Below are 21,840 nucleotides of genomic sequence, written 5' to 3'. Positions count from 1 at the left end.
CCCGGAGGACCAATGCTCAAGCAGGGCTCTGCACTCGACCGGTATTTCAAGATCTCCGAGCGGGGATCGAACTTCTCCCGAGAGATCCGCGGAGGCTTCGCTACGTTCTTTGCGATGAGCTACATCGTGGTGCTGAATCCGCTCATCCTCTCCGGTCCCGATTCCTCCGGCGCAACCCTCGGCTTTCCCGCAGTCGCGGCCGTCACCGCCTTCGTCGCCGGCATCCTCACCATTCTCATGGGGGCCTGGGCCAAGCACCCCTTCGCGATGGCAACCGGCCTCGGCGTCAACGCGTTCGTCGCCGTCACGGTGGCCACCAATCCGGGCCTGACGTGGCCGGACATGATGGGCCTCGTGATGCTCTCCGGCGTCACCATGCTGATCCTCGTCCTGACCGGCTTCCGGACCGCCGTGTTCAAGGCCGTCCCGGAAGGACTGAAGACCGCCATCGTGGTGGGCATCGGCCTCTTCATCGCCCTGATCGGGCTGGTCAACGCGGGCTTCGTGCGGCGCATCCCTGACGTCGCCGGCACCACCGTTCCGGTCGGCCTGGGCTTCGACGGCAAGCTTTTGGGCTGGCCCACCCTGGTGTTCGTCTTCGGGCTGGTCCTGACCATCGCCCTCGTGGTCCGCAAGGTCAAGGGTGCCATCCTGATCGGCATCGTCACCTCCACCGTCCTGTCCGTGATCCTGGAATTCACGCTGCACATCGGCCCCAGCTTCGACGGCAAGAACTTCAACCCGCAGGGCTGGTCCCTCGTGGCCCCCAAATTCTCGGAATGGGCTGCCCCGGACCTGTCCCTGATCGGCAAGGCCAACCCCTTCGGCGCCTTTGAGCACCTGGGCTTCGTCGCGGCGACGCTGCTGGCGTTCGTGATCCTGCTGAGCATCTTCTTCGACGCCATGGGCACCATGGTGGGCCTGGCCACCGAAGCCGGCACCATCGACAAGGACGGCACCATCCCCAACGTTGACCGCGTCCTGCAGGTGGACGCCCTCGGCGCCATCGTGGGCGGCGGCGCATCCGTCTCCTCGAACCAGATCTACGTCGAATCCGGCGCGGGCATCGGCGAGGGCGCCCGGACCGGGCTGGCCTCGATCGTCACAGGCCTGCTGTTCCTCGTGGCCATGTTCTTCACCCCGCTGATCAACCTCGTGCCGTTCGAGGCCGTGGCCCCGGCGCTGGTGATCGTCGGCTTCATGATGGTCGCCCAGGTCGGCAAGATCGACTGGCAGGACTGGGGCATCGCGATCCCGGCATTCCTGACCTTCACCCTGATGCCGTTCACCTACTCGATCGCCAACGGCCTCGGCGCGGGCTTCATCGCCTTCGTCCTCATCCGTTCCTTCCAGGGCCGAGCCCGCGAGGTGCACCCGCTGATGTGGGCCGTGGCCGCCGCGTTCCTGCTGTTCTTCGCCATCGGCCCGATCGAAGCCGCCCTCGGAATGCACTAAGCGCCGTTCCGGGTCCGCCCCACGCGCGCCCCGCACGCCGAGCGCCCGCATGCCCGCATGCCCGCACGCCGAGCGCCCGAGCGCCGAGATGACATTTCGCGGCAGTGTTTTTCAAAAACATTGCCGCGAGGTGGCATCTCGGCGGCGTTTAAGCGAGGTTTCCGGGATTCCGGACAGCCCGACGGCGGCGCTGCTGGTTTTCCGGCCCGGGCTGCGGTGAGCTAGGAACATGGTTTCCCCCGTACTCCCCGTGGATGTCCCGCCGCAGCCCTGGACCGGCCGGTTCGACGGCGATGGCGCCGAGCACCGCCGCTGGTGGCAGGCCGTGGCCCCGTACTCCCCCCGCACTCTCCCTAGCCCCGCCGCTGCCTCGCCGGGCGCGCGCCCCGCCGTGGTCCTTGGCTTCGGCAGCGACGCCGGGGTGCGCCGCAACCAGGGCCGCACCGGCGCGGCCGCCGCCCCGGATGCCATCCGCGCCGCCCTCGGCCCGCTCGCGTTCCACCTGCCCCGGGACGTGTACGACGCCGGAGACGTCACCGTCGCGGGGGACGCGCTGGAAGCCGGCCAGGCGCGGGCAGGACTCGCGATCTCCAGGTTGCTCGACGCCGGCAGGCTTCCCGTGATGCTGGGCGGCGGGCACGAAACCGCCTTCGCAAGCTACCTCGGCGTGGCCGGTTCCGCGGCGGTCCGGGAGGGCCTGCGGGTGGGCGTGCTGAACCTGGATGCGCACTTCGACCTCCGCGACGAGGAGCTGCCGAGCTCCGGCACCCCGTTCCTGCAGATGGCCCGCGCGGAAGCCGCCGCGGGCCGCGAACTCCAGTACGCCGTCGTCGGGATCTCCGAACCGAACAACACCCGGGCCCTGTTCCACACTGCCGCGGAGCTCGGCGTGGACTATCTGCTGGATGAGGACTGCTCGGCCGACGCCGCGCACACCTTCGTGGCCGCCTTCCTGGCGCAGGTGGACGCGCTGTACCTGACGATCGATCTTGACGTGCTGCCGGCGTCGGTGGCGCCGGGCGTGAGCGCGCCGGCCGCGTATGGCGTGCCGCTGCCGGTGATCAGCGCGGTTTGCCGGCAGGTCGCCGCGAGCGGGAAGCTCCTGCACCTGGATGTCGCGGAACTGAACCCGGAATTCGACATCGACGGCCGCACCGCAAAGGTTGCGGCGCGGCTGATCAACACGCTGCTGCGGTAGGCGCCGGCCCGGGGGCAGGCGGCCCGGCGCAGGCGCGGGAGCCCGGCCGGGCGCTACGGTAGGCGCCGGCCCGGGACAGGCGCGGGCCCGTCAGATCGGCGTCTTCGGTGCCTTGCCTACATCGCCGTGCTTCGCCTCGGCCTTCCGTTCGCGGAGCCGGTCCAGCCGGTTCATGACCGGAGCCGTCGTCGCCCCGTGCACCACAATCGAGGCCGCCACGACCAGGCCGATGATCGCCCACAACTGCTCGGCCTGGGCACTGAAATCGCCCTTGCTGAGGGCGTAGGAGAGGTAGTAGAGGGAGCCGATCCCGCGGATGCCGAAGAAGGAAATGGCGATCCGTTCCCGCGGGCCGGTCTTGCCCCGCGCCAGCGCCAGCCAGCCCGCGAGCGGCCGGACGAGCAGCAGGAACACGAGCGCCACCAGGATTTCCGGCCAGCCGACCCCGGCGAGCAGGCCCCGCGCGATCGCGCCGCCCAGCAGCACCAGGATGACCACCGTCATGAGCCGCTCAAGCTGCTCGACGTAGGAGTGCATGATCCGGTGGAAGCCGTGCGTCCGTTCCGCGGCGCGGATGGTCACCGCGCACACGAACACGGCGATGAACCCATAGCCTTCGACCATCTCCGTAACGCCGTAGGCCAGGAAGGTTGCCGCCAGCGCCACGAAGCCCTGGGAGTGGGCAGAGAGCCGGATGCTTTCATGTCGGGCGGAGAAGAAGATCCGGCCCAGCGCCTTACCTGCCAGCCAGCCGAGAAGCACCCCGACGGCGATCCGCCAGAGGACGTCCACGGCGAACCAGGATCCGAACCACTGGGACGGTGCCGTGCCAACCAGGCTGATCGCGATGGCAAGGTAGACGAAGGGAAACGCCAGTCCGTCGTTCAGGCCGGCCTCGGAAGTGAGGCTGAAGCGGATCTCGTCCTCGCCGCGCTCGGATTCGTCCTCGTCGTCCGCAGGCTCCCCCACTTGGACTTCGGAGGCAAGCACAGGATCGGTGGGCGCCAGCGCGGCGCCGACCAGCAGCGCAGCGCCGAGGCCGAGTCCGAGCACTCCGAGTCCCAGCAGGGTGAGCGCCACGATGCAGACGGGCATCGCCAGACCCAGCATCCGCCAGGTGGTGGACCATTGGCGCCGTCCGAGCGGGCGGTCCAGGGCTAGGCCGGCACCCATCAAGGAGATGATGACGCACACTTCCGTCAGGTGTGTGGTGAACTCCCCGTGTTGGAGGGGGTCAGGGTCGGGGAGGCCCGGGATGAAAGTGAAGGCCAGCATCCCCGCGGCCAGGAACACCATCGGCATGGACAGCGGCGCATTGCGCAGCAGTTTGGGCAGCACAGCCGCGGCGAAGACGGCCAGGCCTGCCGCCGTGAAGACGATGCTGGGTGCCTCAAACACGTGCTGTCCCTCCTGCCGGGCCCGGATGCCCCGGGATGAGTCGGGGCGCCGTCCCTACGGAACGGCGCCCCTCCCACCAAGATACTCGCGTGCGGCGTCTAAAACCGCGTACGGCTAGCTGCGCCGCACCTCAACTCCGTCGGACTTCAGGAACAGCTGCGTCTCGGACGGGTCCGCCGGGACCAGCCAAAGAACATTGCCGCTCAGTGAGACTTCTTCCACCTCACCGGCAGCCAGAACCTGAGCGTGCTTGAGGATTTCGACCCGGTCGCCGGCCCGGAGGCTCCTCCAGTCGGAAACCGTGGCGGCCGATACCTGGCGCCTGGACATAACCGTCCCGCGTGCTTTCATGAACTTCTACCCCTTTGTATACGTTCTTCGCCACAACATCGTTGGTGTGGACTTCCATTAGTACTACAGTCCCGGCGCCCCCGCCCGCCGTGTTGCCGAGTATTTCGGAGGCGCCGGGAATTATTCACCCAACCTGCATCTTGTTCTTGCTCAGGCGAGATTTCCGACGGCGGATTCGGCCGCCGCCCGCACCCTGCCGGAGGCGACGAGCGCGTCCGCCGCTTCCAGTTCCGGCGACAGGAACCTGTCCGTCCCGGGGCCGGCGACGACGTCCCGCAGTGCCGCGATCACGGCCGCGCCCGCGGGTCCCGGGGTGAGCTCGCCGCCGGAGAGGTGGGTGCGGATGTCCAGCGCCCGGGCCGAGGTCACCAGTTCGATCGCCAGCACGCGGCGCAGGTTCTCGACCGCACGGCGGAGCTTGCGGGCCGCGTGCCAGCCCATCGAGACGTGGTCCTCCTGCATCGCCGAGCTCGGGATCGAGTCCACCGACGCCGGGACGGCGAGACGTTTGTTATCCGAGACGAGCCCGGCCTGGGTGTACTGGGCGATCATGAGCCCGGAATCGACGCCGGGGTCCGCGGCCAGGAAGGCCGGCAGCCCGTGCGAGCGGGCCGGGTCCAGCATCCGGTCGGTCCGGCGCTCGGCAATGGAGCTGAGGTCCGCGACGGCGATCGCCAGGAAGTCGAGCATGTACCCCACCGGGGCGCCATGGAAGTTGCCGTTGGAGCTGACCCGGCCGTCCGGCAGGACCACCGGGTTGTCGATTGCGGCGGCCAGCTCGCGGGAGGCGACCAGGGCGGCGTGGTCCACGGTGTCGCGGACGGCGCCGGCGACCTGAGGTGCGCAGCGCAGCGAGTAGGCGTCCTGAACCTTGGTGTCGTTGATCCGGTGCGAGGCGACGATCGGAGAGTTGGAGAGCACCCGGAGCATGTTGTCAGCGGACGCCGCCTGCCCGGGGTGCGGGCGGAGAGCGGCATGCAGCTCGGGCAGGAACACCTGGTCCGTGCCGAGCAGCGCCTCGACGCTGAGCGCTGCGGTGATGTCCGCCGTCGTGAGCAGCTGGCGGATGTCCGCGATGGCCATCAGCAGCATGCCCAGCATGCCCTCGGTGCCGTTGACCAGCGCGAGTCCTTCCTTCTCGGCCAGGGTGACGGGTTCGATCCCGTGTGCGGCGAGGAGTTCGGCGACGGGGCGGCCGTCCCTGGTGCCGTACAGTTCCCCGTCCGGGCCAATGGCTTCGCCTTCGCCCATCAGGACCAGGGCGCAGTGTGAGAGCGGTGCGAGGTCGCCCGAGCAGCCGAGGGAGCCGAATTCGCGGACCACCGGGGTGATGCCGGCGTTGAGCACGTCCACCATGGTCTGCAGCACCACGGGGCGGACGCCGGTGCGGCCGGAGGCGAGGGTCTTGGCCCGCAGGAACATGATGCCGCGGACCACCTCGCGTTCCACTGCCGGGCCCATCCCGGCGGCGTGGCTGCGGATCAGGGACTTCTGCAGTTGGGTGCGCAGGTCGTTGGGGATGTGCCGGTTGGCCAGCGCGCCGAAGCCGGTGGAGATGCCGTAGGCCGGCACCTCGCTGTGGGCGAGGTCGTCGATGTGCGCGCGGACCTTCGCGACGGCGTCGAGGGCGTCCTGGGCGATGGTCACGTGGGCGTCGTGGCGGGCGACGGCGACGACGTCCTCGGGTGTGACGCCGCTGGAGCCGAGGGTGACGGTGAGCGCTGAGTGGGTGGTGAGTGTCATGGTATTCCTACTTCAAATTGGGGCCGCGAGCAGGGTTCCCTGGCGGGGACGTGCGCGGTTAGGGGGCTCGTGGGGATCGATTGCTCCGCAAGTGCCCTTTTGGTGGCTCATTACGGCAGTTACGGAGCAGTCGATGTGGGATTGGGCCCTTGGTCAGAGGGCTTCGGGCGCTGACTCTTGCATGGGGATGCGGACGCCGCGTTCCTTGGCGACCTCGACGGCGCGGTCGTAGCCGGCGTCGGCGTGGCGGATGACGCCCATGCCGGGGTCGTTGGTGAGGAGGCGTTCGAGTTTCTGCGCCGCGAGGTCGGTGCCGTCGGCGACGGAGACCTGGCCGGCGTGGATGGAGCGGCCGATGCCGACGCCGCCGCCGTGGTGCAGGGAGACCCAGGTGGCGCCGGAGGCGGTGTTGAGCAGGGCGTTGAGCAGCGGCCAGTCGGCGATCGCGTCGGAGCCGTCGGCCATTGCCTCGGTTTCGCGGTACGGGGAGGCTACGGAGCCGGAGTCGAGGTGGTCGCGGCCGATCACGATGGGCGCCTTGACTTTGCCTTCCTTGACGAGCTGGTTGAACAGCAGGCCGGCCTTGGCGCGTTCGCCGTAGCCCAGCCAGCAGATGCGGGCCGGCAGGCCCTCGAAATCGACGCGCTCGGCGGCGGCGTCGATCCAGCGGTGCAGGTGCTTGTTCTCGGGGAAGAGTTCCTTGATGGCCCGGTCCGTGACGGCAATGTCCTCGGGGTCGCCGGAGAGGGCAACCCAGCGGAACGGGCCCAGGCCCTCGCAGAAGAGCGGCCGGATGTAGGCCGGGACGAAGCCGGGGAATTCGAAGGCGCGGTTGTAGCCGCCCTTGCGGGCCTCGTCGCGGATGGAGTTGCCGTAGTCGAACACCTCGGCGCCGGCGTCCTGGAACTCGACCATGGCCTGGACGTGCTTGGCCATCGAGGCCTGGGCCTTCTTGGTGAAGCCCTCGGGATCGGCGGCGGCCTCGCGGTGCCATTCCTCGACCGTGATGCCCTCGGGGAGGTAGCTCAGGGGGTCGTGTGCGGAGGTCTGGTCCGTGACGATGTCGACGGTGAGCTCGCCGGCGTTGTGGCGGCGCAGGATCTCGGGGAAGACCTCGGCGGCGTTTCCGACGTAGCCCACGGACCAGCCGCGGCGCTCTTCCTTGGCTTTGAGGACCTTGGCGATCGCGGTGTCGAGGTCCGTTTCGACCTCGTCGAGGTAGCGTTTGCCGGCCCGGCGGCGCAGGTGGCTTTCGTCGACGTCGACGATCAGGCAGGCGCCGTCGTTCAGGGTGACGGCGAGCGGCTGGGCGCCGCCCATGCCGCCGCAGCCGCCGGTGAGGGTCAGGGTGCCGGCGAGGGTGCCGTTCTCGTCCCCGGTGAGCTTGCGGGCGATCGCGGCAAAGGTCTCGAAGGTGCCCTGCAGGATGCCCTGGGTGCCGATGTAGATCCAGGACCCGGCGGTCATCTGGCCGTACATCATCAGGCCCTCAGCCTCGAGCCGGCGGAACTCGGGCCAGTTCGCCCAGTCGCCGACGAGGTTGGAGTTGGCCAGGAGCACGCGAGGCGCCCACTCGTTGGTGCGGAAGACGCCGACCGGCTTGCCGGACTGGACCAGCAGGGTCTCGTCCTTTTCCATGGTTTCCAGGGTGCGGGTGATGGCGTCGAACGCGGCCCAAGACCGGACGGCGCGGCCGGTGCCGCCGTAGACCACCAGGTCATCGGGGCGTTCTGCGACCTCGGGGTCGAGGTTGTTCATGAGCATGCGCAGCGGGGCTTCCGTCTGCCAGCTCTTGGCGGTGAGCTCGGTGCCGCGGGCTGCTTTGACCGGGCGGGCACCGGTGGTGAAATCGGCGGGTGCCATGAGGGCTCCTTCGTGGCTGGATGTGTTGCTGGAGGGTGTCTGTGCTGGGTGTTGTCTATGTTGGGGCAAAATCGGGAGGAATGAGGTTCTGTATCAACTAAAGCCCCTTCGCAGCCCTGGAAACAGGCCCATCGCGGCGGTGCTGTCCGGGATTCCAGACCCTCCCCCGCCCCTGTTGCGCTATCACTTCCGGTGGCTAAACGGGGGCAAAGTCAACTAGTCGGAGCAACGCCGGGGTTTAAGCCGCCGCTTGCAGCAACTGGTTCAGCCGGTTGGCTGGGGTCTCCAGGTTGAGGGTGGGGCGGGGCCGGCGGTTGAGTTTCGCGGCGACTTGGCGGAGATCGTCCGGGGTGTGGACGGAGAGGTCGGAGCCTTTCTCAAACCAGAACCTGAGGAGTCGGTTGGTGTTCTCGTTGGACCCGCGCTGCCAGGGCGAGTGCGGGTCGCAGAAGTAGAGCGTGGTGTCCAGGGCCGTCTGGATCCGGGCATATCCGGCGAGTTCCGAGCCGCGGTCCCAGGTGATTGACAGTCGCAGGTGATCCGGGAGCTTGCCCATCTCCCGGATCATCGCGGCGGCGACGGTGTCGGCGGTGTGGTCCCCGGGGAGGTGGAGCAGGATCGTAAACCTCGTCGAGCGTTCCACCAGGGTGCCGATCGCGGTCCCGTCGGAGCCGATTATGAGGTCACCTTCCCAGTGCCCGGGAACCGCCCGGTCCGCGGCCTCGGCGGGGCGCTCACTGATCTTGAAGGCGTCCTTGTAGGGGCTGTTCTTCTGCCGATCTGCGGTGTGGGGAACGCGTTGCTTCCGCTTCAGGCTGAGCTTCTCGGCCAGATCCGCCCGCAGGCTTCCGCGGGTTTGAACGTAAAGCGCCTGGTAGATCGTCTCGTGGCTCACCTGCATAGTCTGATCATCGGCGAAGTGAAACGCCAACATGGCCGAGATCAGTTTCGGGCTCCACCCGTCATCCATCCACACCCCGATCAGCCGGCAGAGCGCCTCGTCCTCGACGAGCTTCAACGGTTTGGGCCGGCGCCTGGCCTGATGCGCCTGGGTATGCGCCACCGAGGCGTAATACACCCCGTCCGCGCTGGCGTTGCGGTTCACCTCCCGCCAGACCACAGACTTGTCCCGACCAATCGCCTCACCAATCGCGGCGTAACTCATGCCGCTGCGCCGGCCCATCTGGATCATCCCCCGTTCAGCCAGGTTCAACGCCCGGCCACCCGGACCTTCCGCCGTGGGAGCCGGATCCGAAAGACCCCCGACGGGGCCCATGTTCACAGTCAGCATGTGGCCAGACTGGGCCCACCAGATCCTCCCAGCCCCATGCGTGACCCCGACACGCCGGGCCGCAGCGAGAATCGACATCCCGCCACACACCAGATCAACGAACTCGGTGCGGGTATTCGGAGGAAACAACCTGGCCATGAAACGCTCCATCAATCAGAGCGTTGTTGCGACCATATGACTTTGCCGGGCGAATGGCGGCCCAAAGTGATAGCGCAACAGGAGTTGGGGTGTGGGCAGTGGTCAGGCGGAGGGGCGGCCGTGGAGGCGGACGGAGAGCTCGTCCGCGACCTTCTGAACCCGCGCCGCGAGGGCCGGCCATTGCTCGGCCGGGAGCTTGTCCTCGAGGAAGGTTACGGCGACGGCCGCTGTCGGCCAGCCCACATGGTCCGTGACGGCGGCGGCGATTGAACCGAAGCCCGGCGTCACTTCGCCGTGTTCAGTGGCGTAGCCGCGCTGCCGGACCTGGTCCAGGTGCGAGGACAGTGCCGAGTACTTTCTGATGGGCGATTCGGTGTCATGCCGGGCGCTGAAGGCGGCCGCGTTGGGATAGAGCGCCCGGACCTGGGATTTCGGCAAAGCCGCCAGTATGGCCCGCCCGCTGGCGGTCAGGTGGCTGGGGAGCCGGACGCCGACGTCGGTCACCAGCGAAGGCCGGTTCTTCGCCCGCTCCTCCACGATGTAGAGCACGTCGCGGCCGTGCAGCACGGCTAGGTGGGCGCTTTCGCCGACCGCGTCCACGAGCGAGGCGAGCAGCGGGCGGCCGAGCCTGGAGAGCGGCTCCTGCCGGGAATAGGCCGAGCTGAGTTCGAAGGCGCTGATGCCCAGGCCGTAGCGCTGCTCCTCGTGCAGGTGCAGGACGAAGCCGTTCGCTTCCATCACGCCAAGCAAGTGATAAACGCTGGAGCGGGGCAGGCCCAGGGCCGTGGCGATGTTCGACGCCGCCATCGGCCCGCGCTTGGAGGCCAGGAGTTTGAGGATGCGCAGGGTGTTCTCGGCGGCCGGCACCTTCGACGCCGGTTTGGCGGCCCTCGTGGCGCGCTTGACTGCGCCGCCTGGCGCCGCCCGCGCCCCGGGCTCGACGCCGGCGGCGGACGCCGCCGGCGCAGCGGCGTCCGCCGCGGTGCTGTTCAGGGTGGTGCTGCTGGCTGGCATGCGTCCTCTTCGAAATCGGCGGTGTCCGGTCATCTGTCGGCCTTGTCCGGTATCCCGTACTTAAGCATGCTCCCCAGGGCGGCCCATCCGTGCCCGGCCCCGGGCCCGCATGTCTGGTATCCCGGATATAGACGACGTCCGGGACTTCAGCCCCTAGGCCGCCGGCGCCACGCGTGGTGGGCTGGGCTGGGCTGGATGTCTTGACTGCGGGGAGGCGCGGGATGGAACCGACGCTGTCGGGCAAGGTGGCCCTGGTGGCCGGGGCCACGCGCGGCGCCGGCCGGGGGACGGCCGTGGCCCTCGGCGAGGCCGGAGCCACGGTGTACTGCACCGGCCGCTCGGCGCTGGGCCGGCGCTCCGACTACAACCGGCCGGAAACCGTGGAGGAAACGGCCCAACTGGTGTCCGCTGCCGGCGGCGTGGGGATCGCCGTCGCCGTAGACCACCGGGAAACAGACCAAGTGGAAGCCCTGGTGCAGAGTATCGACGCCGAGCAGGGCCGGCTCGATGTCCTGGTCAACGACATCTGGGGCGGGGAGAACCTGATCCAGTGGAACACGCCGCTGTGGTCCCACGATCTGGAGGCCGGGCTCCGGATGGTGCATCTGGCCCTCGACACGCACCTCATCACGAGCCATTGGGCATTGCCGCTGCTGGTCCGTCGGCCGGGCGGGCTGGTGGTGGAGATGACCGACGGGACCGGCGAGTACAACGCCGCCCACTACCGGGTCTCGGTGTTCTACGACCTCGTCAAGACCGCGGTGCTCCGGCTCGCCTTCAGCCAGGCGGAGGAGCTCAGGCCCTTCGGCTGCGCCGCGGTGGCCCTCACCCCGGGATGGATGCGCTCGGAGATGATGCTGGAGGCCTTCGGAGTAACCGAGGCAAACTGGCCGGAGGCGGCCGCCGTCCAGCCGCACTTCGCGGCGATTTCCGAAAGTCCGCGGTTTGTCGGGCGCGCGGCGGCGGCCCTTGCCGCTGACCCGGGGCTCATGCAGCGCAGCGGTGGCTCCTATTCCTCCGGCGGGCTGGCGCGCGAGTACGGCTTCACCGACGTCGACGGCTCGCAGCCCGACTGCTGGCGCTACCTGGTAGAAATCCAGGACGCCGGCCTGCCGGCGGATGCCTCCGGATACCGCTGAACTGCCTGGGCGAGAGCCCCGGCCACGATCCAACCCGGGTCAGATCGTGATGACCACCTTGCCGCGGGCCTTGCCCGCATGCAGGTACTCGATGGCCGCCGGCGCGTCGCCCAGCGCAAAGCTCCGGTCGATGACCGGCGTCACCTTGCCTGCTTCGATGAGTTCGGCCAGGGCTCGCAGGTCCTCGGCCCGCTCGACGGCCAGGAGACCCTTGAGCTGCTGGCCCACGAAGAGGGACAGCGCCGCCGCGCGCAGCGAGCGTTCAAAGCCACCCGTCAGCTTTCCGCCGCCCTCACCGCCGACGATCACCAGGGTGCCGTGCGGCTTCAGTGCCCGGCGGAGGACCGAAAGCCTGCGGTTACCGGCCGTATCGAGGATCAAATCCCACTGCTTCGCGCCGTCAGAGAAATCGTCATACCTATAGTCGATGACGTGGTCTGCGCCGATGGACCGGACCAGCTCCGTCTTGTCGGTGCTGCACACGCCCGTGACCCGTGCCCCGAAGGACCTGGCCAGCTGAACCGCGTAGGAACCGACGCCTCCACCGGCGCCGATAATCAGTACGTCCTGTCCGGGCTGCACCTGGCCGCTGTCGCGGAGCCCCTGGAGCGCCGTCGCGGCCGAGATCGGCACCGCTGCCGCCTGCTCAAAGCTGAGATTTCCCGGCTTGAGGGCGAGCTTGCCCTCCTTCGCGCACACGAATTCGGCGAAGGTTCCCTCAGCGGTGCCGAACACCTCGTCACCGGGCCGGAATCCGACGACGTTCCGCCCGACCGCTTCCACCGTCCCGGCGAGCTCCCTGCCGCGGATACCGACCTTGGGCGTCCGCAGGCCGAAACCGACGGCGCGGGTCAGGTACGGCTGCCCGGCCATCAGGTGCCAGACGCCCTGGTCGACGCCCGCGGCCCGCACCCTGATGAGAACCTCATCCTCGGCGGGGACCGGCTTGTCGACGTCACGCAACTCCAGTACCTGCGCAGGTCCATAGACATCCTGAACGATCGCTTTCACGGTGTTTCTCCTTCGCTGCCGGGATACTGGAACACATCGTCTAGGGGGACCCTGAGGACGTGGGCAATCTGGAACGCCAGCTCGAGCGAAGGCGAATAGCGGCCCTGTTCGATGGCGATGACGGTCTGCCGGGTGACGCCGATACGCTCGGCAAGCTCAGCCTGGGTCAGCTCGCCCCGCTCAAAGCGGAGGCGGCGGATGGAGTTTGTGACCCTGGTCGGCTTCACCATGGCTGGAAGCCCCGGCGGTAGGCCACAATCTTTGCGACGGAGCCCAGGATCGCCGAGAGGAAAAAGGCCAGGTAGATGGCGTTGGCGATCCAGAAGTGGTCAACCTCGGCCATCGCCATGACCAGGGCACCCACTCCACCGATAACGAGGAAGGACTGGCCGATGTATTCACCGAAGCGGTATATCTCCTTGTCGCGCTGATCCTTGATGCCCGCGTCCTTGGCGGAGAAGGTCCTGATCACGGTGTGCAGCACCAAGGAGGCGGCGATGGATCCCCCGACAGTCCACAGCAAGGGTGCCACGTACGGCACCTCCGCCAGCGGCACGCCGCCGGACAGAGACAGCACCACAGCAACGTACACGGTGTAGGCCGCGACCGCGAGCAGACCCATCACCCAGGCGCTCTTCTCTTCGAAGGACATTTCCGCTCCCATGTAAAACAAAGCTGACATCTCGAAAGTAAAGAAACTTTGACACTATGTCAATGGTTTTCGACATTAACGGGTATGGCGCATGGGTCACCCAGTCTGAAATCAAAGACACCTCTTACCAGTGAGGCTGATCACAGCTCCGCCGGACATGGTCTGCTGGATAGCGATCCCCCTCCCAATGACGAGAAGGTATTCGCATGCAACAAGCCCAGACCGCCGCCGAGGCAGCACCCCCTTCAGCCCGGGCAACCACCGGCAGAACCGTCGGCACCGCCGTCGAAACCGTCCTGAGCCGGGGGCTGAACGTCCGGCACATCCGCTTCATGGCCCTGGGATCGGCCATTGGGACGGGGCTTTTTTACGGCTCCGCCTCCGCGATCCAGAAGGCAGGCCCGGCCGTATTGTTCGCCTATATGATCGGCGGCGCTGCCGTCTTCATGGTGATGCGGGCCCTGGGCGAGATGGCGGTTCGGCACCCGGTGTCGGGATCGTTCGGACAGTACGCGAGCCGCTACCTCGGTCCGCTGGCCGGCTTCGTCACCGGCTGGACCTACGTGTTCGAGATGGCGATCGTAGCCATCGCGGACGTCACCGCCTTCAGCATCTACATGGGATTCTGGTTCCCCGAGGTGGAACGCTGGATCTGGGTCCTGGCCATCATCTTCTTCCTCGCAGCGCTGAACCTGCTCAGCGTGAAAGTCTTCGGCGAACTTGAATTCTGGTTCTCGCTGATCAAGGTGGTCGCCATCATCGCGATGATCGCCGGCGGGGCGGCCATTATCGCGTTCGGTTTCCAGGCCGGGGGCGCCACCGTCGCCCCGGGGCTGGGCAACCTCGTGGCGCACGGCGGGCTCTTTCCAAACGGCTTCGAAGGACTCCTGGCCTCGTTCGCCGTCGTGATGTTCGCCTTCGGCGGGATCGAGACCATCGGCGTCACGGCCGGCGAGGCAGCCGATCCGAAGTCGGTAATTCCGAAGGCCGTCAACACCGTTCCGGTCCGGGTGCTGCTGTTCTATGTGCTGACCCTTGGCGTGTTGATGAGCCTGTTCCCGTGGAACGAGATCGGCACCAACGGCAGCCCGTTCGTGCAGATCTTCAGCGGTCTGGGCATTCCGGCCGCACCCCACATCCTCAACGCCGTGGTGATCACTGCCGCGCTGTCGGCGATCAACAGCGACATCTTCGGCGCCGGCCGGATCCTCTTCGGCCTGGCCCGGCAGGGGCACGCCCCCGCCAGTTTCGGCAAGGTCTCCCGGCACGGCGTGCCGTGGCTGACCGTGGTGATGATGGCCGGCATCCTGCTTGTCGGGGTGGTGCTGAACGCAGTGATACCCGAGGACGTGTTCCTGCTGATCGCCTCGATCGCGACCTTCGCCACGGTCTGGGTCTGGGTCATGATCCTCGCCTCCCACGTCGCTATGAAACGCGAGATCGCCCGCAAAAACCTGCCGGATTCGGAGTTTCCCTCCCCCTGGTGGCCCGCCGCATCCGTACTGACCATCGTCTTCATGGGCCTCGTCATCGTGATCCTCGGCGCCTTTGAAGACACCCGCGTGGCGCTCTATGTGGGCGCTCTCTGGCTCGGGTTGCTGATGGTTGCCTACCGGCTCTGGGTCCGCGGCCACGGCCGTGTCCGGGCCGAACTCGTGGACGAAACCGTAGGCGGAACAGCACGCCGGAGTTAGGCTCAGGCATGATTCCGGCAAGCAACCTGCTCACCTTCGCGATCGCGGCATTCCTGCTCATTGCGGTGCCCGGGCCCAGCGTGCTGTTCGTGATCGGGCGGGCGCTGGCGCTCGGACGCAAGGGCGGGCTGCTCAGCGTGCTGGGAAACGCCCTCGGGGAACTCCTGCAGATCGCCGCGGTGGCGCTGGGCGTCGGCGTGGTGCTGGCCCAATCCATCGTGCTGTTCACCGTGGTGAAGTTCGCCGGCGCTGCCTACCTCATCTACCTCGGCATCCAGGCAATCCGGCACCGCGGAAGAGGCCCTGCGGCGGCAGACCCCTCCCGTTCGGCCTCCACCGTCCGGATGCTTCGGGAGGGTTTCATCGTCGGCGTCACGAACCCCAAGTCAATCGTGTTCTTCGTGGCGGTGCTGCCGCAGTTCGTGGATTATGAAGCCGGCGCGATCCCGCTGCAGCTGGGCACCCTGGGTGCTCTGTTCCTCGCGATCGCCCTGGTCTCGGACAGTGCATGGGCCCTCGCGGCCGGGACCGCCCGCCACTGGTTCGCCAGTTCACCGCGGCGGATCGCAGCCCTGAGCACCACGGGCGGCGTGATGATGATCGGCCTGGGCGGCACGCTGGCGCTGGTCGGGAACGCGCCGGAGCTCCAACAGGGCAAGTAGGCCGGTGCCACCACCCCAGTCAGGGCACTTCGCCCGTGCCCGGAGTGAACGGCGAGTCCGCGGCCCTGCCGGCTCAGCGGGCGGACCAGCCGCCGTCCATCGTGTAGCTGGCGCCGGTGACCATTCCGGCGTCGTCCGAGGCGAGCCAGGCCACAAGGGAGGCCACTTCCTCCGGCTCCACAAGGCGCTTGATGGCCGATTCAGTCAACATGATCTTGGCGAGCACCTCGGACTCCGGAATCCCGTGCACCTTGGCCTGGTCCGCGATCTGGGTCTCCACCAGCGGCGTCCGGACGTAGCCCGGGTTGATGCAGTTGGAGGTGACGCCATGGGCGCCGCCCTCGAGTGCGGTGGCCTTGCTCAGCCCTTCCAGGCCGTGCTTGGCGGAAACGTAGGCGCTCTTGAACGGCGAGGCGCGCAGGCCGTGCACGGAGGACAGGTTGATGACCCGGCCGAAACCGTTGGCGTACATGTGCGGCAGGGCGGCGCGGATCAGCAGGAACGGCGCCTCGAGCATGAGCGTGATGATGCGGCGGAAGTCAGCCGGATCGAAGTCCTCGATGGGACTGATCCGCTGGATGCCGGCATTGTTGACGAGGATGTCGCAGTCCAGGCTCAGGGTCTGGAGCGCCTCGGTGTCGAGCAGGTCGATCGCCCAGGCCGTGCCGCCCACCTCGTCGGCCAGCGCAGCAGCCGCCGCCTCGTCGACGTCGGCGATCGTCACCTTGGCGCCGCGCGCCGCCAGCGCACGGACGCTCGCGGCACCGATCCCGCCTGCTCCGCCCGTAACGAGGGCCTTGCGGCCGTTCAAGCTGCTCTCCATGTCTGCACTCCTCAGTTCCAGCGTCAATAGCGGCTCAGGCGAGGCAGGATGCACGGCACTGAGCAGCTTCACTGAGTATTGCCGCAGAAAGTGGGCGATTCAATGGTCAAACCGGCACCCCTTGTGTGCAGAATTGCAGATATGAAGGCTAACCCCGATGACCTGCTGGTGCTGCTGGCCGTGTCCCGTTCCGCAAAGTTCACGACGGCGGCCCAGACCTTGGGGCTGAACCACACCACTGTCTCCCGCAGGATCGCCGCGCTGGAGAAGGCGCTGGGGGGCCGCGTGCTGTCCCGCGCCGCAGGGGGCTGGGAGCTCACGGACCTCGGGGTTGAAGCCGTGCAGGTGGGAGAGCGGGTGGAGGAGGCCGTCCGGGCGCTCGAACAGACCGGCCGCACGCCGGACCCGATCACCGGCGTCGTTCGGATGACCGCAACCGACGGATTCAGCGCCTACATCGCGGCCCCCGCGGTCGCCCGGCTGCGCCGTGAACACCCCGGCCTGAGCGTCGAGATCATCACGGTGACCCGGCGGGCACTACAGCAGCGCTCCGGCTTGGATATCGAAGTGGTGGTGGGAGAGCCCCAGGTGCACCGGGCTGCGGCGGCGAGGCTCGGCGAATACATGCTCGGGATGTACGCTTCCCGCGACTACCTCGCGGAGTATGGCACCCCGGCGACGGTGGAGGAGCTGACGGCCCATGCCCTCGTGTATTTTGTCGACTCCATGCTCCAGGTGGACGATCTGGACGCGCCGCGCCGGCTCGTGCCGACCATGCGGGAAGGGCTAAGCTCCACCAACGTCTTTGTCCATGTGGAGGCAACGCGCGCCGGCGCCGGGATCGGGTTCCTGCCCTGTTTCGCGGCGGATCTGCACCCGGACCTTGTTCGGCTGCTGCCAGAGAAGTTTGCCGAGCTGCTGCCGTATTGGATGGTGTTGCGTCCCGATTCCATGCGCCGGCCGGCGGTGGCGGCGGTGGTGCAAGCGCTGCGGCAACAGACGGCCAACCACCGCGAGGCACTGATGGGCCGGGGCGGGAACCCATCGACTGCTCCGTAAACGCCGTTTAGAGGCCGCAAAAGGGCAGTTACGGAGCAATCGGCGGGAGCTCCGGGACTTTGGGGTCGCGCCGCACCGGGGAGCCGGCGGCGAAGGCCCGGACCCGGGCGTCGTTCCAGATGTGGGCCGGCATCGCACCGCCCAGCAGGCGGCGCGCCAGCCGGGGGTCGTCCTCGAACGGAAGATCGCTGCCGGCCATGACCATGTTGCCGTAGCGCCGGCCCTTGAGCATCGCCGGGTCCGCAATGATCACCGTGTGCTTGAAAGCGTCGGCGATGGTGGCCGCGTCCTCGCGGGCATTCCTCAAATCCGGGGCATCTCCGGAATTGACCACATAGATCCCGCCCGGCGCCAGGACCCGCTTGGCGTGCGCGGTGAATTCCCGGGTGGTCAGCGCCCGGGGTGTCACCGAGCCGGCAAAGACATCGCGGATGATGACGTCGCGGGTCTCCGGGGTGAGGCTTTCGGTGACCTCCCGCGCCTCCCCTACGCGCAGCCGCAACAGCGGGGCTTTGGGCAGATCAAACCAGCCGCGGACGTACTCGGCGAGCTTGCCGTCCAGCTCCACCACCACCTGGCGGGCCTCCGGATAGGCAGCATGGAAATATCGCGCCAAGGAGCATGCTCCGCCGCCGAGGTGCAGGGCGCGCAGCTTGGGCCTTGCGTCCGGGGTCCAGCGGGACTCCACCAGCGCGGCGATCCAGCGCATGTACTCGAAATCAAGAAACAGCGGATCGGCCAGATCGATATGGGAGCTCATTACGCCGTTGATGCGCAGCAACCAGCCGGTGGAATTGTCCTGGTCCGGAATCAGCTCACAGTCGCCCGTGTCGATGTAGTAAACGCCCTCGACCGGGCCGTCGGGCCGGCTTCCCTTCGGCACATCCACGACTCCCGGCGCCGCCGGCCCGGCATTCCGGTTGGCTGCCCTGCCCCGCTTCGCCATCAGCCGGCCGCCGTTTTACTCATCCTTTAACCCTAGTTCACCGTACTGCCCCGCCCATTCGGCCCCCGGACAGCAAACTCCCCATCAGTAGGGGGCACGTCACGCGGCACGTCAGGCGGCACGTCAGGCGGCACGAAAAAAATAACAGCAAGGGTACTTACTATTCGATAGTAACCATGCTTACTATTAGTACTCCAGTATTGCTGGTTTGCGATCAGCATCCGATCTTCTTGGAAAGAGAGCGAAGATGACAGAGAACCAATGGCCCCAGGACGGGAGCCTCGGCACCCCTTCGGCTACCCAGCAGACTCCCCTCCGGCCGGCATCGACATTCCCCGCCGGCACGAGCGCCGGAACACCGCTTGGCGCACCCGCAGGTGCAGACTCTAAGAAGGATGCAGCCAAGGAAGAGGCCGCGGAAGTAGCCCGCCAGGCCACCGACGCCGCCCAAAATGTTGCAGGTACGGCAAAGGCGGAAGCCGCCAACGTCGCGGCCGAGGTCAAGACAAACGCCAAGGACCTCCTGCACCAGGCCAAGACGGATCTCACCGACCAGGCCGGCACGCAGCAGCAGAAAGTCGCCGAGGGCCTGCGTTCCATCTCGACCGAGCTGCACTCCATGGCCTCCGCGCCGGATCAGCCCGGCGTCGCCAGTGACCTGGTGCGCCAAGCCGCCGAGCGGTCCTCCGCCGTCGCGGCCTGGCTTGACGGACGCGATCCGGGTTCCCTCCTGACAGAAGTGAAGTCGTTCGCTCGCCAGCGTCCGGGCACGTTCCTGCTGCTCGCGGCCGGTGCCGGCGTATTGGCCGGACGGCTCAGCCGCAGCCTCAGCGCCGGCGCCCCTGAATCGACGGGCACGGCATCGGTCTCGCGTGTTCCGGATACCGGGACGGCCGTTCCGCCGCCGCCCGTGCAGCTGCCGGCTCCGGCAACGACGACCGCAGGCTTGGCTGACACCTACCCGCCCAGCCCGCTGGACGCCGCCCCGGGCGTCGCCGGCCGGCAGGACCGGTGGGGCTCAGAGCCGGTAGTCACCGATCCGTTGCGGGCCGATCCGCTCCGCGATGACCCCTTCGACGGGGGCCGTCGATGAGCAGCGAAGTGCCTCCCACCCCCGCGCACGCCAAGGCCGAAACCTCGTCCCTGGGTGAGCTGCTTGGTGACGTGACACGGGACATGTCCACCCTGATGCGGCAGGAAGTCGAGCTGGCCAAGGTCGAGCTCAAACAGTCTGCCACGCGGGCCGGCAAAGGCAGCGGCATGCTCGCCGGCGCCGGCGTCGCGGGGCATTTCGTGCTGGTGTTCCTCTCACTCGCCCTTTGGTGGGCGCTCGGACAGTGGATGGGACTCGGCTGGTCCGGCGTCGTTGTAGCAATCATCTGGGGCATCGTTGCTGCCGTCCTGGCCTCGACCGGACGCAAGGAGCTGAAGGCGATCAAGGGCCTGCCCCAGACGGCTGAGACGCTGCAGGAAATTCCCCCCACGCTTAAGCCCAACTCTTAGATCCAGCGAGGAAACAGTATGAGTGAAAACCCGGATGTCATCCGAGCAGATATCGAAGCAACCCGCGCACGGCTCGGCACCAACGTCGACGCCGTGGCGGACAAGGTCACGCCGTCGCACATCGTCCAACGGCAGAGTGACAAGGTCAAAGAGTCCGTCAAGGACGCCGTCTTTGGAGTAAAGGAGAAAGTCATGGGAGCAGCCGACCACGCAGCGGATAACGTGCATTCCGCGACCGGCAGTGCCGGTTCGCACCTCGGCGACGCCGGCACCGCCCTTGGGAACGCCGGCTCCGCCATCGGGGACGCGCCGACCCAGGTCAAGGCCAAAACCCAGGGCAACCCGCTGGCAGCCGGGCTGATCGCATTCGGGGCAGGCCTGCTGGTTTCGTCCCTGATTCCTGCCAGCCAGAAGGAGCGCGAAGCGGCCGAGGCGCTGAAGACGGCTGCGGAACCGCTCACGACGGAACTCACGGACGCCGCCAAGAACATTGCCGAAGGGCTCAAGGAGCCCGCCCAGGCGGCCATGGAAAACGTCAAGGCAACGGCCGCGGACGCCACCGAGCACGTCAAGGCCGAAGGCCAGGGCGCCGTGGCCGATGTGAAGGATAAAGCTGCGGACGCCAAGGACAACGTCCAGCAGGCTTAAGCACGCCGGAACCCGGCTGGCCGCCCAAGCTGACGTGACGGGCGGCCGGCCGCTGCACTGAACCCCCTCAAAGGATGGTCCCCATGGCAAAGAACGACGCCGCCGAGCACGCCCCTACCAACGCGGAAACCGAGGAAAGCAGCACGGCGAAGGCCCGCAGGGCGCCTGCCCCGGACGACTCCCGCAAGCCGGACAGCCCCACGGATGTCACTAAACCCTCGTGGAAATACATCGCGAAGAAGACTCTGCGCGAATTTACCAACGACCAGTGTCCGGACCTCGCCGCTTCCCTGACCTACTACGCGGTCCTTTCGCTCTTCCCGGCGTTGCTGGCCCTGGTATCGCTGCTGGGCATCTTCGGCCAGGCCGACAAGACTACCGGCGCGCTCCTGGAGATCGTCCAGGGCTTCGCCCCGGCCGACACGGTAGAGGCCATCCGCGAGCCGATCCAGAAGCTCACCAGCTCCTCCGCGGCCGGCTTGACCCTGGTGATCGGCATCCTCACCGCCCTCTGGTCCGCGTCCGGCTATGTCGGGGCGTTTGCCCGGGCGATGAACCGGGTGTATGAAATCGACGAGGGCCGGCCGTTCATCAAGCTCCGGGGCACCGTGCTTGGCGTTACCGTCGTCAACCTGCTGATAGTCGTCGTGCTGGCCGCAATGCTGGTCCTCACCGGCCCGGTGGCTGAATCCGTCGGCGACGCGATCGGTGTGGGCGGCGCCTTCCTGACCGTCTGGAACATCCTCAAATGGCCGGTCATGGTGGCTCTTGTGGTGGTGGCGATCGCCATCCTCTACTACGCCACCCCGAACGTGAAACAGCCCAAGTTCCGCTGGATGAGCCTGGGGTCCTTCATAGCCCTGGTGATCTTCCTGCTGGCCTCACTCGGCTTCGCGTTGTACGTCGCCAACTTCAGCAGCTACAACGAGACGTACGGGACCATCGGCGGCGTCATCGTTTCACTGCTGTGGCTCTGGATCCTGAACATGTCCCTGCTGTTCGGTGCCGAGTTCGACGCCGAGATGGAACGTGGCCGCCAGCTCCAGGCCGGCATCGAGGCCGAGGAAACTATCCAGCTGCCGCCCCGTGACACCACGAAGAGCGACAAACTGCAGGAAAAGGAAGAGGAAGATATCCGTCACGGCCGCGAGCTGCGGGAACAGCACGGCAACGCGGACCAAGATGCAGGCCGAAGGGATGCCGCGAACCGTCGCGACTCGCGGGACCAAAGCCCCTAGCCGGGGCAGGCCAC

At 67.5% G+C, this 21,840-nt stretch carries 21 protein-coding genes; 10 read left to right on the top strand and 11 right to left on the bottom strand.

What is annotated here, in order from left to right; translation table 11 throughout:
• Positions 1 to 12: 12 nt before the first annotated feature.
• On the top strand, positions 13 to 1,455 hold the full coding sequence (locus OM977_RS01630; RefSeq protein ID WP_264355831.1) for an NCS2 family permease: 1,443 nt from the start codon (positions 13 to 15) through the stop codon (positions 1,453 to 1,455).
• Between the two features lie 229 nt (positions 1,456 to 1,684).
• Positions 1,685 to 2,653, top strand: a complete 969-nt coding sequence (gene hutG, locus OM977_RS01625) for a formimidoylglutamase (RefSeq protein WP_264355830.1) — start codon at positions 1,685 to 1,687, stop codon at positions 2,651 to 2,653.
• A gap of 90 nt (positions 2,654 to 2,743) precedes the next feature.
• On the opposite strand, the gene OM977_RS01620 is transcribed toward hutG, so the two are convergent.
• The 6 genes from OM977_RS01620 to OM977_RS01595 form a co-directional block, all read right to left on the bottom strand.
• Complete coding sequence (locus OM977_RS01620; protein WP_264355829.1) at positions 2,744 to 4,051, bottom strand: cation:proton antiporter; 1,308 nt, start codon at positions 4,049 to 4,051, stop codon at positions 2,744 to 2,746.
• 114 nt (positions 4,052 to 4,165) lie between these two features.
• Positions 4,166 to 4,402 (bottom strand): hypothetical protein, encoded by a 237-nt coding sequence (locus OM977_RS01615; RefSeq protein ID WP_264355828.1) that lies wholly within the window; start codon positions 4,400 to 4,402, stop codon positions 4,166 to 4,168.
• Positions 4,403 to 4,552: 150 nt separating this feature from the next.
• Complete coding sequence (gene hutH, locus OM977_RS01610) at positions 4,553 to 6,145, bottom strand: histidine ammonia-lyase (RefSeq protein ID WP_264355827.1); 1,593 nt, start codon at positions 6,143 to 6,145, stop codon at positions 4,553 to 4,555.
• 153 nt (positions 6,146 to 6,298) lie between these two features.
• On the bottom strand, positions 6,299 to 8,008 hold the full coding sequence (locus OM977_RS01605; RefSeq protein WP_264355826.1) for a urocanate hydratase: 1,710 nt from the start codon (positions 8,006 to 8,008) through the stop codon (positions 6,299 to 6,301).
• Positions 8,009 to 8,246: 238 nt separating this feature from the next.
• Entirely contained in the window at positions 8,247 to 9,437 is a 1,191-nt protein-coding gene (locus tag OM977_RS01600) for an IS30 family transposase (protein ID WP_442960681.1), read from the bottom strand.
• A 102-nt stretch (positions 9,438 to 9,539) separates the two neighbouring features.
• Positions 9,540 to 10,451 carry an IclR family transcriptional regulator gene (locus tag OM977_RS01595; protein WP_264355824.1) on the bottom strand — a complete coding sequence of 304 codons (912 nt, stop codon included), beginning with the start codon at positions 10,449 to 10,451 and terminating at the stop codon, positions 9,540 to 9,542.
• 221 nt (positions 10,452 to 10,672) lie between these two features.
• Between OM977_RS01595 and OM977_RS01590 the strand changes: the two genes are divergently transcribed.
• The gene (locus OM977_RS01590) at positions 10,673 to 11,590 is read left to right on the top strand and encodes an SDR family oxidoreductase (protein ID WP_264355823.1); all 918 of its coding nucleotides are present in this window, start codon (positions 10,673 to 10,675) and stop codon (positions 11,588 to 11,590) included.
• Between the two features lie 39 nt (positions 11,591 to 11,629).
• Here the strand turns inward: OM977_RS01590 and OM977_RS01585 are convergent, their stop codons facing one another.
• From OM977_RS01585 to OM977_RS01575, 3 genes are read right to left on the bottom strand one after another with little or no spacing between them, the layout of a single operon-like run.
• The gene (locus tag OM977_RS01585; RefSeq protein WP_264355822.1) at positions 11,630 to 12,601 is read right to left on the bottom strand and encodes an NAD(P)-dependent alcohol dehydrogenase; all 972 of its coding nucleotides are present in this window, start codon (positions 12,599 to 12,601) and stop codon (positions 11,630 to 11,632) included.
• Complete coding sequence (locus OM977_RS01580; protein WP_264355821.1) at positions 12,598 to 12,831, bottom strand: helix-turn-helix transcriptional regulator; 234 nt, start codon at positions 12,829 to 12,831, stop codon at positions 12,598 to 12,600. The genes OM977_RS01585 and OM977_RS01580 overlap by 4 nt, the downstream gene beginning before the upstream one ends.
• Entirely contained in the window at positions 12,825 to 13,283 is a 459-nt protein-coding gene (locus OM977_RS01575; protein WP_264355820.1) for a hypothetical protein, read from the bottom strand. Before OM977_RS01575 ends, OM977_RS01580 begins: the two co-directional genes overlap by 7 nt.
• A 176-nt stretch (positions 13,284 to 13,459) precedes the next feature.
• On the opposite strand from OM977_RS01575, the gene OM977_RS01570 reads away from it, so the two are divergent.
• Positions 13,460 to 14,947, top strand: coding sequence for an amino acid permease (locus tag OM977_RS01570; protein WP_264355819.1), 1,488 nt, complete (start codon positions 13,460 to 13,462; stop codon positions 14,945 to 14,947).
• An 8-nt stretch (positions 14,948 to 14,955) separates the two neighbouring features.
• The gene (locus tag OM977_RS01565; protein WP_264355818.1) at positions 14,956 to 15,609 is read left to right on the top strand and encodes a LysE family translocator; all 654 of its coding nucleotides are present in this window, start codon (positions 14,956 to 14,958) and stop codon (positions 15,607 to 15,609) included.
• Between the two features lie 73 nt (positions 15,610 to 15,682).
• On the opposite strand, the gene OM977_RS01560 is transcribed toward OM977_RS01565, so the two are convergent.
• Entirely contained in the window at positions 15,683 to 16,432 is a 750-nt protein-coding gene (locus tag OM977_RS01560; RefSeq protein ID WP_264355817.1) for a 3-hydroxybutyrate dehydrogenase, read from the bottom strand.
• Between the two features lie 141 nt (positions 16,433 to 16,573).
• On the opposite strand from OM977_RS01560, the gene OM977_RS01555 reads away from it, so the two are divergent.
• On the top strand, positions 16,574 to 17,491 hold the full coding sequence (locus tag OM977_RS01555; RefSeq protein WP_264355816.1) for a LysR family transcriptional regulator: 918 nt from the start codon (positions 16,574 to 16,576) through the stop codon (positions 17,489 to 17,491).
• A 28-nt stretch (positions 17,492 to 17,519) separates the two neighbouring features.
• Here the strand turns inward: OM977_RS01555 and OM977_RS01550 are convergent, their stop codons facing one another.
• Entirely contained in the window at positions 17,520 to 18,437 is a 918-nt protein-coding gene (locus OM977_RS01550; RefSeq protein ID WP_264355815.1) for a spermidine synthase, read from the bottom strand.
• Between the two features lie 247 nt (positions 18,438 to 18,684).
• On the opposite strand from OM977_RS01550, the gene OM977_RS01545 reads away from it, so the two are divergent.
• The 4 genes from OM977_RS01545 to OM977_RS01530 all read left to right on the top strand — a co-directional run bounded on the left by OM977_RS01545 (position 18,685) and on the right by OM977_RS01530 (position 21,826).
• Complete coding sequence (locus OM977_RS01545; RefSeq protein WP_264355814.1) at positions 18,685 to 19,530, top strand: hypothetical protein; 846 nt, start codon at positions 18,685 to 18,687, stop codon at positions 19,528 to 19,530.
• A complete protein-coding gene (locus OM977_RS01540) occupies positions 19,527 to 19,940 on the top strand; it encodes a phage holin family protein (RefSeq protein ID WP_264355813.1) in 414 nt (137 codons plus the stop codon). Before OM977_RS01545 ends, OM977_RS01540 begins: the two co-directional genes overlap by 4 nt.
• Before the next feature lie 18 nt (positions 19,941 to 19,958).
• The gene (locus tag OM977_RS01535) at positions 19,959 to 20,588 is read left to right on the top strand and encodes a DUF3618 domain-containing protein (RefSeq protein WP_264355812.1); all 630 of its coding nucleotides are present in this window, start codon (positions 19,959 to 19,961) and stop codon (positions 20,586 to 20,588) included.
• Between the two features lie 83 nt (positions 20,589 to 20,671).
• Positions 20,672 to 21,826: a YihY/virulence factor BrkB family protein gene (locus tag OM977_RS01530; RefSeq protein ID WP_264355811.1), complete on the top strand. Its 1,155-nt coding sequence runs from the start codon at positions 20,672 to 20,674 to the stop codon at positions 21,824 to 21,826.
• Positions 21,827 to 21,840 lie beyond the last annotated feature (14 nt).

Source organism: Pseudarthrobacter sp. MM222 (genome assembly GCF_947090775.1).
Lineage (GTDB): Bacteria > Actinomycetota > Actinomycetes > Actinomycetales > Micrococcaceae > Arthrobacter.
Note: the sequence above shows the minus strand (reverse complement) of the source record. Positions and strands in the feature narration are given on the sequence as shown.